General features: G+C 75.1%; 6 protein-coding genes. All 6 read right to left on the bottom strand.

Annotated features, from left to right (window positions below):
* Position 1 precedes the first annotated feature (1 nt).
* The 6 genes from OO60_RS00325 to OO60_RS00300 all read right to left on the bottom strand — a co-directional run bounded on the left by OO60_RS00325 (position 2) and on the right by OO60_RS00300 (position 14,878).
* Positions 2 to 5,266, bottom strand: a complete 5,265-nt coding sequence (locus tag OO60_RS00325) for a type I polyketide synthase (RefSeq protein ID WP_033260583.1) — start codon at positions 5,264 to 5,266, stop codon at positions 2 to 4.
* Positions 5,263 to 8,697, bottom strand: a complete 3,435-nt coding sequence (locus OO60_RS00320; RefSeq protein ID WP_033260582.1) for a non-ribosomal peptide synthetase — start codon at positions 8,695 to 8,697, stop codon at positions 5,263 to 5,265. Before OO60_RS00320 ends, OO60_RS00325 begins: the two co-directional genes overlap by 4 nt.
* A gap of 57 nt (positions 8,698 to 8,754) precedes the next feature.
* A complete protein-coding gene (locus tag OO60_RS00315) occupies positions 8,755 to 12,186 on the bottom strand; it encodes a beta-ketoacyl synthase N-terminal-like domain-containing protein (RefSeq protein ID WP_003101239.1) in 3,432 nt (1,143 codons plus the stop codon).
* Between the two features lie 400 nt (positions 12,187 to 12,586).
* Positions 12,587 to 12,817, bottom strand: coding sequence for a hypothetical protein (locus OO60_RS00310; RefSeq protein ID WP_003101240.1), 231 nt, complete (start codon positions 12,815 to 12,817; stop codon positions 12,587 to 12,589).
* Positions 12,818 to 12,920: 103 nt separating this feature from the next.
* The gene (locus OO60_RS00305) at positions 12,921 to 14,186 is read right to left on the bottom strand and encodes a PucR family transcriptional regulator (RefSeq protein WP_003101243.1); all 1,266 of its coding nucleotides are present in this window, start codon (positions 14,184 to 14,186) and stop codon (positions 12,921 to 12,923) included.
* A gap of 29 nt (positions 14,187 to 14,215) precedes the next feature.
* Positions 14,216 to 14,878 (bottom strand): alpha/beta fold hydrolase, encoded by a 663-nt coding sequence (locus tag OO60_RS00300; RefSeq protein WP_033260581.1) that lies wholly within the window; start codon positions 14,876 to 14,878, stop codon positions 14,216 to 14,218.
* Between the last annotated feature and the right edge of the window lie 5 nt (positions 14,879 to 14,883).

The raw sequence follows: 14,883 nt of genomic DNA, 5'->3' as shown, positions 1-14,883 counted from the left end.
TTCAGCGCTCGAGCTTGGGGATGGTGGTGGCGGCGGGTTCGGCGGCGGCGGGCGCGGGCCCGCTGCGCAGTTCCTCGATCCGCTCGGCCAGCGCGGCCACCGTGGAGGATTCGAACAGCGTCTTCATCGCCAGCCGGGCGCCGGTGGTCTTGCGGACCTGGGCGATGAGCTGGATGGCGACCAGCGAGTTGCCGCCGAGGGCGAAGAAGTCGTCGTGGACGCCGACGCGCTCGACGCCGAGCACCTCGGCCCACTGCCGGGCGATCTCCGCTTCGAGGTCGGTGCGCGGGGCGAGGTAGTCGTCCTGCGTCTGCGGCGAAACCGGCTCCGCTTCGGTCTCTTCGAGTGCTTCGGCGGTGACCCGGCGGGCGAACAGGTCGGCCACCGGGCGGGTGCTGATCACCACCTGGCCACCGAGGCCGGGTGTCAGCGCCCGCAGGAACGCCTCGGCGCCGTCGACCGGCCGGATGCCCGTCGAGTCCACAGTGGACTTGGGGGCCACCGCGGCGAGCCCGCCGCTGACCGCGTTCTCGTCCACCTGCCGCAGCACGAAGTCCTCGATTTCGACCAGCACGCGGCCGGTGTCGTCGCAGAGCGTCAGGTCGGCGGCGATCACCTGGTCGCCGCCGGAGTCGCGGTAGCGCAGGTGGCTGTGGAAGCTCGCCGGGAGCGGGGCGTGCACGACCACCCGCCCGTAGCTCATCGGCAGGTACGTGCCGCTCCCCCGGCCGCGGCCGAACGCGGTGGCCACGTCGAGCAGCGCCGGGTGCAGCCCCCAGCCGGTGTCGGGCACCGGGGCGACGATCGACGCCAGCTCCTCGTGCTCGCCGACGTGGTGGGTGCGCAGCGCGGCCCAGCGCGGGCCGAAGGTGACCATGCTGGTGCGGCCGGTGCCGAAGGCGTTGCCGTCGTCGAGCACGCTGGTGCGGGCCCGGACCGCGTCGAGGTCCACCGTGGACGTCGACGGCGCCGGGACCCAGCCCGCGGAGCCGCGGACGTGCACCTTCGTCACCCCGGCCGCGCGGCTGGTCACCGTGAAGCCGTCGCCCTCGAAGGCGACCCGGTATTCCGCGACGGTGCCTTCCGGCACGGAGAACGGCTCCAGGAAGGCCACGTCCTGCAGTTCGACGACGTGCCCGTCGCCGGGGCGCGGCAGCGCGGCCTCGACGGCGGCCCGCACGGTTTCCAGGTGGCCGGTGCCCGGGACGACCGGCACGCCGGCGATCCGGTGTTCGGCGAGCAGCCAGTGCCCGGCCGCCGAGACCAGGCCGTGGCAGCTGTCGCCGGTGCGGGTGGTGAGCACCGGGTGCTCGACCGGGCCGTCCGCCTTGGTGCGGGTGCTCCGGATCGTCGTCGGCGCCGCCACTTCGGCGGCCATGCCGACCTCGTCCCAGCCGCCCCAGTCGTGGGCGACGACGCGGGCCTGCCAGCCGTGGTCGCCGCGGGCGTAGGCGTCGAGGAAGTTGTTGGCCGCGCAGTAGTCGACCTGCCCGAAGTCACCGGAGACCGCGGTGACCGACGAGCACAGCGCGACGAAGTCCATCGGCAGGTCGCCGAACGCTTCGGCGAGGGCCAGGGTGCCGCCGATCTTCGGGGCCAGGACGGCCTCCGCGGCCGCCCGCTCCTTGACTTCGGCGACGCCGCCGCCGGGCAGCCCGGCCGCGTGCACGATCCCGTCGAGGCCGCCGAACTCGCGTTCGGCCAGCTCGCGGACCTCCCGCAGCCGCGCCGGGTCGGTGACGTCGGCGGCGAGCACGTGCACCACGGCTCCGGCCGCTTCCATCCGCCGGATCGCGCGGATCGCCCGGCCCACCCGGTCGTCGCCGGGGTAGGCGGCCCAGTCCTCGCGGGGCGGCAGGCCGGACCGGGTCAGCAGGATGAGCTTGGCCCGCACGCGCAGCGCGAAGTCCTCGGCGAGGGTGATGCCGATGCCACCGGTGCCCCCGGTGATCAGGTACCGGCCGCCCGCACGCAGGACCGGCGCCGATTCGGGCACCGTGACCTGGGTGTGCCCGAGCGTCCAGCGGCGGCCGCGGCGCAGCGCGACCTCGGTCGTGTCCGCCGGTCCGAACAGTTCGGCCACGACCTCGGCGGACACGCTCTCGACGTCGATCCGCCGCACGACCGTGCCCGGGACCTCCAGCGGGACGACGCGCGCGACACCCGCGAGGGTCGCGTGCTCGGGCCGGGTCAGGTCGGTGCCGGTGACGTCGGCGGTGCCGCCGGCGAGGACGTCGATCCGCACCGGTCCGCCCCACGCCTGGACCAGGTGCAGGACGCTGAAGAACCCGCGGTCCTGGGCGGCCATCCCGGTCTCGGTCCCGCCGAGCGCCCACGCGTGGACGACCCGCTCCGGGCGCGTGCCGAGGGCGGCAACGAGTTCGTCGTAGTCCTCACGAGCGCCCGGCCGGACGGTGAAACCGCCGTCGACGGCGGCGAACTGCGCGCCGGGGCGGACTTCGGTGACCGTGACCCCGGCGTCCCGCAGCAGCCCGGGCAGCACGTCGTCGTCGACGAACGCGAGGCAGTCCGCGAAGGGTTCGCGGCGCAGCAGCGGCCTGGCCTGACGCCACGAGGGCACGGCGAACCACTCGTCGAGTGGCAGCGGCCCGCTCGGGCGCACCGGCTCGGCGGCCGTGCCCGCCGGGTCGGGGTCGACCCAGTAGCGCTTGCGCGCGTAGGGGTAGCCCGGCAGCGGGACGCGATACCCGGGCGCCGTGGGCGCCACCGCGACCCCGTGTGTCCACAAGAGACCGGCGGCGGCGTGCAGCGTTTCGACGTCGCCTTCGCGGTCCGTGCGGCCCGGCAGGCTCGGCTGCGGTGCCGGCAGGCCCTTCGGCACCCGGCCGCGGGCGAGCCCGGCCAGCTGGTGCCCCGGCCCGCACTCGACGAGCGCCCAGCGGTCGCCCCCGGCGAACAGCGTCCGCACGCAGTCGCCGAACCGGACCGCCCGGCGCAGGTGCGCGGCCCAGTACCCCGGGTCGGTCGCCTGCGCGCCGGTGATCCAGCCGCCGGTCAGGTTCGACAGGAACGGCAGCGACGGGACCGACCGCGGCACCGCGGCGACGGCCTCGGTGAACTCGGCCAGGATCGGGTCCATCATCGGCGAGTGGAAGGCGTGCGAGGTCACCAGCTCGCGGCACTGCACGTCACTGGCCTTGAGCAGCGCGGCGAAGCTCGCGACGGCCTCGGACGGCCCGGCGACGACGCAGGTGCCCGGGCCGTTGACGCCCGCGATCGCGAGCCCCTCGGGCAGCCGGTCCGCCACTGCCTCTTCGTCGAGCTGGACGGCGAGCATCGCCCCGGCGGGCATCGCCTGCATCAGCTCGCCGCGCCGGACGACCAGCCGCAGGGCGTCGGCCAGGGTGAACACCCCGGCGACGGTGGCGGCGACGTACTCGCCGACGGAGTGGCCGATCATCGCCCCCGGCCGCACGCCCCAGCTGCGCCACAGCATCGCGAGCGCGTATTCGACGACGAACAGCGCAGGCTGGGTGAAGCGGGTCTCGCGCAGTTGCGCGTCCCCGCCGCGGTCGAAGATCAGCTCCTTGAGGCCCGGGACGCCGGCCAGCTCGCAGCACTCGTCGACGGCCGCGGCGAACACGGGCTCGCTGCGGTACAGCTCGGCCCCCATCCCGGCGTACTGGGAACCCTGGCCGGAGAACAGGAACGCCACCTTGAGCTCGTCCGCCTGCGCGGTCAGCAGGCGCCGCGGGTCGCGCAGGCCGTCGACCGCGTCCTCGGAGTCGCGGGCGACGACGACCGCGCGGTGCCGGTACTCGGTGCGCCCGGCCGCGAGGGTGTGCGCGACGTCGGCGAGGTCGAGGTCGACGTCCCCGGCCAGCCGGTCGGCGAGGCGCTCGACCGCCGCCGCGAGGGTTTCCGGCGTCTTCGCCGACACCCGCAGCAGGTGCGCCGGGTGCGGGCGGCGGTGCCGCTGCGGCGCCGGGGCCTCCTCCAGCACGAGGTGGGCGTTGGTGCCGCCGACGCCGAACGAGCTCACGCCCGCCCGGCGCGGGGTGTCGGCCGCCTCCCACTTGGTCACGGTCCGCGCCGGGTAGAACGGGCTGCGCGGGAAGTCGATGCCCGGGTTGGGCTCCTCGTAGTTGATGGTCGGCGGGATCAGCCCGTGCTCCATGGCGAGAACGGTCTTGATCAGCGCCACCACCCCGGCCGCCTGGGACAGGTGGCCGATGTTCGACTTGACCGAGCCGATGGCGCACCAGGCCGTGTCCGGCACCCCGTGGCCGTACACAGTGGACAGTGAGGTGATCTCGATCGGGTCGCCCAGCGCGGTTCCGGTGCCGTGCGCCTCGACGTACCCGATGGTGCGCGGGTCCACCCCGGCCATGCCGACCGCCTGCGCGATGGCTTCGGTCTGGCCCGCGACGCTGGGTGCGGAGAAACCGACCTTCGTGGCGCCGTCGTTGTTGATCGCGTTGCCGAGCACGACCGCCCGGATGTGGTCGCCGTCCTCCAGAGCCTGGGAGAGCCGCTTGACCAGGACGACGCCGACGCCGCTGCTCCACACCGTGCCGTTGGCGCCGGCGTCGAACGCGCGGACGTGCCCGTCCGGCGAAGTGAAGCCTTCGACACCCATGTACCCGATGCCGTGCGGCATCTCCAGGTTCACACCGCCCGCCAGCGCCATGTCGCATTCGCCGTTGCGCAGGGCCTCGCAGGCCAGGTGCACCGCGACCAGCGACGTCGAGCACGCCGTGTGGATGGCGAGGCTCGGGCCGCGCAGGTTCAGCTTGTAGGACACCGACGTGGTCAGGTAGCTCGGCTGGTTGCCGGTCGACATCCCGATGCCGCCGTGCTGTGACGCCAGCACGCGTTCGTTGCGCAGCAGGTTCTCGATCAGGTAGCCGGTCCGGCCGGTGCCGCCGTAGACCCCGATCGCCCCGCGGTAGCGGGCCGGGTCGTAGCCGCCGTCGGTCAGCGCCGAGTGGCAGGCTTCGAGGAACACGCGGTGCTGCGGGTCGGTGATTTCGGCTTCGCGGCTGGTCATGCCGAACAGGTCGGCGTCGAACTCGTCGAAGCCGTCGACCACGGTGGTGGCGTTGACCCAGCTGGGATCGGCCAAAGTGGCCGGATCCGCGCCGCGGGCGAGCAGCTCCTCGCAGGTGGCCGGCTTGACGGACTCGACGCCGTCGACGAGGTTGCGCCAGAACTGGCGCAGGTCGCCGGCGCCCGGGACGCGGGCGGCCATCCCGACGATGGCGATCGGGTCGGCGATCGCGTCGGGTTCGAGGTCGTGGGTCACTGCGGTCGCTCCTGTTCCTGGCCGGTCGTGCCGGCACTGCGGCGGGGTCTTCTGGACGGGGTGCGTCCCCGGCGGGCGGCGACCCGCTCGGCGGCGCGGGCGAGCTCCGGGCCGGGTGCGGCCCCCGCGTGCAGGTGGGCGGCGAGGGCGCGGACGGTGGGGTGGGTGAACAGGTCCACCATCGGGATGCGGCGGCCGAGCCGGGTGGTGACCTCGGCGTGGACGCGGGCCAGTGCGAGCGAATGCCCGCCGATGTCGAAGAAGTTGTCGGTCACGCCCACGGTGTCGAGCCCGAGCACCGCCCGCCAGGTCGCGGCGATGACCGCCTCGGTGGCGGCCAGCGCGGCGGGGTCGGCGACGGGCACGGGCACCGGCCTCGATGGTGCGGCTGCCGCCGGGGCGGCGGTCCGGACGGCGGCCCGCGGGAGTTCCGGCGCGCACGCCGCGGCCGGGCGGTCCGGCTCGGCGACGAGCGCGGCGAGCAGGGCCGTGAAGTCCTCGGCCAGCGCGGTCATCCGGCTCGCGTCGAACAGATCCGGGTTGTAGAGCAGTTCGATCCCGTGCTCGAGGACGTAGACGGTGAGGTCGAACGGCGAGCCGGGCTTGGCGACCGGCAGCCATTCCCCGGGCACGCCGGGCAGGTCCAGGCGGGGTTCGGTGAAGTTCAGGACGTTGACCATCACCTGGACCAGTGGCGCCCGCGACGGGTCGCGGGGCACGCCGAGCGCGCCGACGAGCCGGTCGATCGGCGCCGCCGGGTGGGCGGTGGCGGCCAGCAGCTCGTCGCCGCTGCCCCGCACCTGTGCGGTGAAGTCCGCGTTCGCCGCGCGCAGCCGTACCGGGACGATGTCCACGAAGAACCCGGCGACGTCCTGGGTTTCGGCCAGCTGCCGGTCGGCGACGACCGTGGCGACCAGGTGGTCGGCCCCGCCGGTGAGCCGGCGCAGCAGCTCTCCGAACGCCGCCAGCACCACCCCGGCCCGGGTGGTGCCGGTGCGCCGGGCCAGGTCCCCGGCCGCCTCGGCGACGCCTGCGGGGAACGCCTGGTGGTGGCTCGCGCCGCGGTAGGTCTGCACGGCCGGGCGCGGCCGGTCCCGCGGCAGGTCCACAGTGGAGGGTGCGCCGGTCAGGTGGTCCGTCCACCAGGCCAGGTCAATGGCTTCCCGGCGGCGGTCCCGGTCGGCGCGCCAGACCGCGTAGTCCGCATAGGACGCTTCGAGCGGCGGCAGCGGCTCGCCGCGGTAGGCCGCGCCGAGGTCGGCGCAGAGGAGTTCCTGCGACCAGCCGTCGAACACCGCGTGGTGCAGCGTGAACCCGAGGACGTGCTCGCCGGGTCCGACCCGGTAGAGCCGTACCCGCCACGGCGGTTCGCGGTCGAGCCGCACCGGCGTCGCCGCGTCGGCGGCCAGCCGGGCGGCCACCGCGTCCGCGGCCACCGCAACGACCGGCAACGGCACGTCGCCGGCGGGCAGGCACTCGGCCCGCGGGACGCCGTCGACCGGGCGGATGCGCCAGCGCAGGACGTCGTGCCGCTCGGCCACCGCCCGCAGCGCGGTGCGCAGCGCCTCGACGTCGAGGGGTCCGGTCAGGCGGAACGCCATCGCGATGTTGTACGGCGCCGCGTCCGGCGCTAGCTGGTCGAGGAACCACAGCCGCCGCTGCGGCGGGGACAGCGCGGGCGCGTGCCCGGTCGTCAGGCCGGGCCCGGTGAGCGCGGCGGCGGCCACCCGCTGCGTGAGCGCGTCCAGGGTCCGCCCGGCGAAGACGTCTTCGACGGAGACGTCCGCGGCGTGGTCCCGGCGCAGCGCCGCGACCAGCCGCATCGCGGAGATCGAATCGCCGCCGGACAGCAGGAAGTCGGGTCCGGCCCCCGGGCCGAGCACCTTCCGCCACACCGCTTCCACCGGCGAGCCGGGTTCGGGGACGTCGGCGGCCTCGGTCCCGGCGAGGGCGCGCAGGGCGGGCCGGTCGATCTTGCCGGTGACCGGGTTGACGGGCAGGACGTCCAGGCGGCGGACGGCGGCCGGGCGCATCGCCTCGGTCAGCCGGTCCCCCGCGTACGCGTGGATGTCCGCATCGGACGGCGCCGACGCCGGGGTCAGGAACGCAACCAGCCGGGTGCCGCCCGGGCCGGGCACGGCCTCGACCGCGACGGCGTCGACGTCCGGGTGCGCCCCGAGCGCGGCTTCGACCTCGCCGAGCTCGATCCGCTGGCCGCGCACCTTCACCTGGCGGTCGGCGCGGCCGGCGAACTCGAGCCTGCCGTCGGGGCGCAGGCGGGCCAGATCACCGGTGCGGTAGAGCCGCTCCCCCGGGGTGAACGGGTCGGCGACGAACTTCCGGGTGGTCAGCTCCGGGCTGTTCAGGTAGCCCGCGGCGACCCCGGGTCCGCCGATCACCAGCTCGCCCACCTCGCCCGGCGGAACGGGCCGCAGTTCGCCGTCGACGACGCGGGCGTGGTGGTTCGGCGTCGGCGTGCCCAGCGGCAGCGGGTCGGCCGGGATGCCGGTCACCTCGTCGGTGACCACGACGACGGTCGTCTCGGTCGGGCCGTAGACGTGGAAGAACCGGCGGCCGGGCAGCCAGCGGGCGGCCAGCTCGGCGGGCACGGGCTCGCCGCCGCAGGCCACGGTCCGCCAGCCGGGCACGTCCGCGGGGTCGAGCAGGGCCAGCAGCGTCGGCGTGATGAAGCCGAAGTTCACCTCGTGCTCGACGACGAACCGGCGCAGCCGTTCCGGGTCGGCGCGGTCGGCCGAGCCGGCGAGCTGCACCGAGCCGCCGACGGCCAGCGGCACGAAGACGTCCATGGTGAAGGCGTCGAACCCCAGCGAGGAAATGCCGAGCGTCCGGGTGCCGGGGCCGGCGCCGAGCCGCGCGGCGAACCCGCCGACGAAGGCGACGATGTTGCGGTGCCGGGTGAGCACGCCCTTCGGCCGCCCGGTCGAGCCGGACGTGTAGAGCACGTGCGCGGTGTTCTCCGGCTTCGCGGGACAGGTGCCGGCGGCGGCGGGCGGCGGGACGTCGATCCCCGTTCCGGGACCGAATTCCGCGACGGCGGCGTCGCCGACGATCAGGGTCACCCCCGCGTCGGCGGCGATCGCGCTCAGCCGGGCCCGCGGGCCGCCGGGTTCGAGCGGGACGTAACAGGCGCCGGACAGCAGGACCCCGAGCACGGTGCTCACGAGGGCCGGCGTCCGGTGCGCGCACACCCCGACCCGGGTCTCCGGGCCGGCGCCGCGCTCACGCAGCGCGGCGGCCACGCCCCAGGCCGCGGCGACGAGCTCAGCGTAGGTGAGCTCGGTGGTGCCCTGCCGCACGGCGGGCGCGTCCGGCGTCCGCTGTGCCTGCGCGAGGACCAGCGCGGCGACCGTGGTGTCCGGATAGGACAGTGGCGGGCCGTCGATGCCCGTGCCGGGCAACGTGTCGGTCACGGTGAACTCCCCAGTTCGCTACGGCCGCGGTGGCGGCCGGGTGGTGGTGCGTGCCGGTCACGGGTGGTGTCCCGGGACCGGCGGGTCGATCCAGCAGCGGGTGCGCTGGAACGGGTAGCCGGGCAGCGGTACCCGGCCGGGGCGGGCGCCGTCGTGGCGGGCGGCCCAGTCGACGACGGCACCGCCCACCCAGCGAGCCGCCAGTTCGCGGGCCGCGCCCGGTGCTCCGGCCACGCCGGATCCCTGTGCCAGCACCGTGTCCAGGGCTTCGACCGCTTCCGCCGCCGTCGAAGCGACCACGGCCGCGCGGACCGCGCACTCCCGGCGTCCGACGGCCAGGGTGTATGCGACATCCGCCAGATCCGGCGGATCGGCCGCGAGCCGGTCCCGCAAGGCCGAAAGGCTCTCGCGCAGGGCGTTCCCGTCCTGGGCGGACACCGGCAGGACGTACGGGCCGTCGGCCGTCACCCGCGGTCCGGGCGCCGGTGCCTCCTCGACGATCACGTGGACGTTGGTCCCGCCCATGCCGAACGCGCTCACCCCGGCCACCCGCCGCGGCACCTCCGGCCAGTCGGCCGCCTTGACGGGCACGTACCACGGGCCGCCGGCCAGGTCGACCTCCGGGTGCGGCGCCGTGAAGTGCAGGTTCGGCGGGAGCACGCCGTGGCGCACCGCCAGCACGGCCTTGATCAGCCCGGCCACCCCGGCGGCCGCGTCGAGGTGGCCGATGTTCGTCTTGACCGAGCCGAGCGCGCAGGTGCCCGGCGGGACATCCCGGAACACCCGGTTGAGCGCCGCCACTTCGATCGCGTCGCCCAGCGGGGTGCCGCTGCCGTGCGCCTCGATCAGCCCGACCTCGGCCGGGTCGACCTCGGCCACCGCGAGGGCCTCGGCGACCGCGGCCGCCTGGCCGGCCGGGCTCGGCACGGCGTACCCGGCGCGGTCGCCGCCGTCGTTCGTCATCGCCCAGCCGGACAGCACGGCGTGGATGTGGTCGCGGTCGGCAAGGGCGTCGGACAGCCGCCGCAGCACCACGACCCCGGCGCCCGAGCCGAACCCCGCGCCGTCGGCGGCCACGTCGAACGACCGGCAGCGGCCGTCCGGCGACGCCAGGCCGCCGGCCCGGTACCGCGGCCACGTCACGCTCACGCCCCCGGCGATCGCGAGGTCGCAGCGGTACTCGGCGAGGCTCTGCGCGGCCAGCCCGACCGCGGCCAGCGAGCTGGAGCAGGCACTTTGGACGGCCACCGCGGGCCCGGTCAGGCCGAACCGGTAGGCCACCTGACCGGGCAGGTGGTCGGTGAGCTGGCGGCCGAGCAGCCTGCCCTCCCAGTCGTCCGGGTCGACCTCGCCGGTCACGGCCGGGTTCCCGAACAGGTGGAACAGGAAGTACCGGTTCACCCCGGCCGAGGTGAACACCCCGACCGGGCCGGCTTCCCGCGCCGGGTCGCGGCCCGCGTCTTCCAGGGCCCGCCACGCCGTCTCCAGGAAGAGCCGGTGCTGCGGGTCCGTGCGCGTCGCTTCCTCGGCGGTGAACCCGAAGAACCCGGTGTCGAAGTCCTCGACGCCGTCGAGCCGGCCGCCGGCCCGCACGTGCGCGGGGTCGGCGCGCAGGCCGGGGCCGATGCCGAGGGCGGCCAGCTCGTCGTCGGTGTGGTCGTGGATCGAGTCCGTGCCGGCGCAGAGGTTCCACCAGAACGCGTCCGCGTCCGGGGCGCCGGGGAACCGGCAGGCGAGCCCGACGACGGCGATCAGGTCGCTGCCGTCCTCAGTGGACTGGCCGGCCGCGGCCGGCCGGTCGTCCGCAGTGGACTGTTCGAGGTGGGCGGCCTGCGCCGCGACCGTCGGGTGCGCCAGCAGGTCCAGGAGCGGGACCTCGGCCCCGAACTCGGCGGCCAGCCGCTGCTGGACCCGGCCCAGCAGCAGGGAATGGCCGCCGACGTCGAAGAACGCGTCCGTCGTGCCGATCCGGTCGTGCCCGAGCACCGCGCACCAGATCGCGTGCACCCGGCGCTCCGCCGGGGTCATCGGCCCGGCCGGGACGGGCGTGGGCGGCCGCGGATCCGGAAGCGCTTCCTCGTCGAGCTTGCCGCTGACGGTGAGCGGGAAGGCCGCGACCGCGGTCACGGCGGCGGGCACCGCGTGCCCGGGCAGCACCTCGGCCAGTGCGGCCCGCAGCGCCGTCCCGTCCGGCCTGGAACCCGCCGCCGGGACGACGTAGGCGAGCAGTTCGCCGTCGCGGACGATGACGCGCGCTTCGGCCACGCCGGGCCGTTCGCCGAGCCGGGCCTCGATCTCGGTCAGCTCGATCCGGAACCCGCGCACCTTGACCTGCCGGTCGAGGCGGCCGAGGCAGACGAGGTTCCCGTCGGGCCGGACCCGGCCGAGGTCGCCGGTGCGGTAGCTGCGGACGCCGCCCGCGGTGGTGCCGAACGCCGGGCCCGGCTGGCCGAAGTAGCCGTCGACCAGGTACTCGCCGCTGACTTCGAGCTCACCGCCGTCGAGCACGGTGAGCGTGTAGCCCGGGAGCGCGGTCCCGATGGGCAGCGGGCCGGTGTCCTCCGTGCCGACGTCCGCGGCGGTCAGCCGGTACTGCGCGGCGAAGGTCACCTCGGTGGCGCCGTAGCCGTTGACGTACACGCAGTCCGGCGCGAACCGGCCACGGCGGACGTCGGCGTAGGTGGCCTGTTCCCCGCCGAGCAGGACGGTCCGCACCGAGGGCAGGGCGCCGTCGAGGGCGTCGAGCAGGTAGCGGTAGACCGTGGGCGTCGAGTGGTAGACGGTCACCTCGTGCCGCGCGAGCTCGCGGGCCGCGTGGGCGACGCCGTGGGCGCGGACGTCGACCGGCACCACGGCGGCGCCGGTGAGCAGCGCCGGGTAGAGGTCGGGGATCGCCGCGTCGAACCCGAAGGAGGCCAGCAGGCTGACCCGGTCGGCGGCGGTGATGCCGAGCGTCGCGATCTGGTTGTCCACCACGTGCAGCAGGTTGCGGTGGGTCTGCGCGATCGCCTTGGGCGCACCGGTGGAGCCGGAGGTGAACAGCACGTAGGCCGGCGCGCCCGGCTCCGGGTCGGGCACCGGCAGCGGCGCGGTGTCCGTTCCGGACCGGACCACGCGCGCGGACCCGTTGCGGCACAGTGCTTCGGCCAGCTCGACGTGTTCCGGATCGGCGAGCACGGCCGACACCCGGGCCGCCGCGACCTGGTGGGCGAGCCGGTCCCGCGGGAAGGTCGGGTCCAGCGGGACGTAGGCGCACCCCGCGGCCAGGGTGCCGAGGATCGCGGCGATGGCGGCCGTGCCGTGCCCGGTGACCAGGCCGACGAACTCGCCCGGCCGGACCCCGGCGTCGAGCAGCCGCGCGGCGTGCCCGCCGGCCAGCGCGGCCAGCCGGGCGTAGCTCACCGCCGAACCCGGCCCGAGGACCGCGATCCGGTCCGGCGACCGCCGGGCGACTTCCGCGAAACGTCTGAGACAACCGGGGTGCGTCATCGCCCGGAGTCGGCTCCCGACGGCGAATGGGCGCGCGGAAACCAAGGCGGTGACGTGGACTTCATCTCACTCCCCAGTGCGATATGACGAAGAATCACGCAAGGTTAAGGGGCAGGACAGCATCGGGGGATACGTATTCCGCAGAGTTCAGCCGAATGACCTATCGATCCTGGACCAGTCGCAGCAGGTTCCCACGTCATCCACACCGTCTCGGCGGCCACCCGCCACTGTGGACACTCGATCCGCTACCCATCGTCACCGCGCCGGAATGCGGTCGAACCGGTCGGATATTCACCGACCACCGATTCGGCCGCACGGTTTCCGGGGCCACGCGGTGGCCATTTCACGAAATCGATTCAGCCGCGAACGCGGTGCCACCCGGCCACTGCGGACCCGGGGTTCAGCCCGCGTTGGCGAGCCGGCCCTGCCCCGAGGGCGCGCTCCGCAACAGGCACGGGTGACACGGCATGCCGCGCAGCCCGTCGAGCACCTCGGCGTCGGCGGGGAAGATCGGTTCGCCGCACAGGGCCGTCAGGTGCTCCGGCACCGGGCCGGCGGGCACGGGGATCAGGTGGCAGACGCGTCTGCTCTCGCCGACGACACCTCGGCGTAGCCGCACCAGCGCGAGCATTCCACCGTTCTCACCCATGACAGCAAGGTAGGCGAAGATCGCCGCGCGGACTTCGTGTCCGGGACCCAACGATCTTCGGGACCGGTGGTCCGGGACACCAAAGTCACGCCGGGGAGAGCACCGCTCCGCCCAGCCGGCGGCACAGGGTCAGCGCGAGCTCGACGTCCAGCCGCCCCTCGCCGAGCCCGCGCGGCAGCAGGTCCTCCGCCTTGCGGACGCGGTACTGCACGGAGTTCTTGTGCATCGTCAGCTCGGCGGCCGCGGCGGTGTAGCTGCCGCCGGAGGCCAGGAAGACCCGCAGCGTCTCGCGCAGCCGTCCGCAGTTCTCGTCGTCGGCGGCCAGCGGCCCCAGCGTGCTCGTCACCCACAGCCGGGCCGCGTTCAGGTCGCTGCTCAGCAGCGCCGCCGTGCCGACCTCGCGGAAGGTCAGCACACGGTCGCAGTGCTCCCCGGCGGCCAGCGCCAGCGCGTGCACCCGCCGGGCCTGCTGGTGGGTGTCGCGGAAGCCGCCGACCCCGGTCCCGGGCTCGCCGACGGTCACCCGCACCCCGGGTGCACCCTCCGCCAGCGCCGCGTCGAGGTGCTCGCGCCCGACCACCGCGCCCGGCGTGAGCGGCAGCCACACCCAGGCGCTGGCCTCGTCGCGGGGCACGAACAGCGGCCGTCCCTGCCCGCGGACGCGCTCGAACACCGACCCCGCGACCGACTCGAGCAACGACAGCGCGTCGTCGACGAAGGCTTCGGAGGTGTGCCAGACGATCATCCCCACGTGCGTCCCGCGCAGGCGGTAGCCGATCACCGCCTCGGCCGCGTCGACGTCGGGTGGGCCGCCGTTCCCGTCGAGCAGGTCGGCCACCTTCGCCGCCCGCGCGGCGCTGCGGTTGAGCAGCCAGCGGTCGCGTTCGTCCTGGTAGACGCCGACGAGCTGGCGGACGACCCGGGTGATGAACTCGTAGGCGACCCGCAGCAGCCGGCGCATCATGGCCCCGAGCAGGGCCGCGTCGCCGACCGCCCGGATGCACTCCTGGAACCCGAAGTCGAGCATCGCGGCCTGGCCGAGGTCGTACGCGCGGATCAGGTCGAACACCGGCGTGCCGCGCTGGGCCAGCCGGCGCGCGTACTCCACCGCCGCGGCGGGCGGCTCGACGGTCGCCGGGTCGATGCCGTGCCGGAAGATCTGCAGCGCGGTCTCGATGTTCTGGTAGACGCTCGCCGACAGCAGGCTCACCATGCGCTCGTCGTCGTTGACCAGCTGCGGCAGGTCGGCGGCGTACAGCTGGACCAGTTCCCCGGTGAGTTCGCCCGCGCGGTCCGCGAGGGTGGCGGCGATCTGCCGGATGCGCTCCGAGACGACTTCTTCGTCCACCATGGAGCCACCTTAGGGGGTACTGCCTCAAGCTAGCCGAGGAACTCGTCGATCAAGTCGAATGTCGCACCGGGAGCCTGCAGGACCGGCATGTGCCCGGCACCGGGGACCACCTCGAACCGCGCGTCGGCGAACGCGGCCGCGTACGCCTTGCCGAACGCGGGCGGGACGACGGCGTCGTCCTCGCCCCAGATCAGCAGCGCCGGGTTCCGCACCCGGGCCAGCCGGCGCAGCAGCTTGGGGTCGGCCACGCGGTCCCCGGCGTACCCGCGCAGCGCGGCCAGGTCGGCCGGGTCCGGCCCCGGGGCGCCGGGCGGCGGCTGCGGCAGCCGCACCGGGTGGCCCTCGATCTCCGGGCCGATGGCGTCGAGCAGCACGAGCCTGCCCAGCCGCCGCCCGCGGTCGCGGACGGCCAGTTCGGCCGCGACCCAGCCGCCGAACGAGCTGGCCACCACGGCGACGTCCGCGAGGTCTTCGTCGTCGAGCAGGTCGAGGTAGGCCAGGGCCAGGTCGTCGACGCCGGTGCACCAGTCCGGCCGCGGCGTGCCGGACCAGCCCGGGTGCGTCGGCGCGAGCACGCGGGCGCGCGGGGCGAAGTGGTCGACGACCGGGGCGACGCCGCGCGGGCCGGCGCCGCCGTGGAGGACCAGGACGGCGCGGTCGCCGCCGCCGGTGTCGAGGAGGTCGAACGTCATCGGTT

Origin of the sequence: Amycolatopsis vancoresmycina, assembly GCF_000716785.1 — a bacterium.
In the GTDB taxonomy this organism is placed as follows: Bacteria; Actinomycetota; Actinomycetes; order Mycobacteriales; family Pseudonocardiaceae; genus Amycolatopsis; species Amycolatopsis vancoresmycina.
This window is presented reverse-complemented; position numbering and strand designations above follow the sequence as displayed.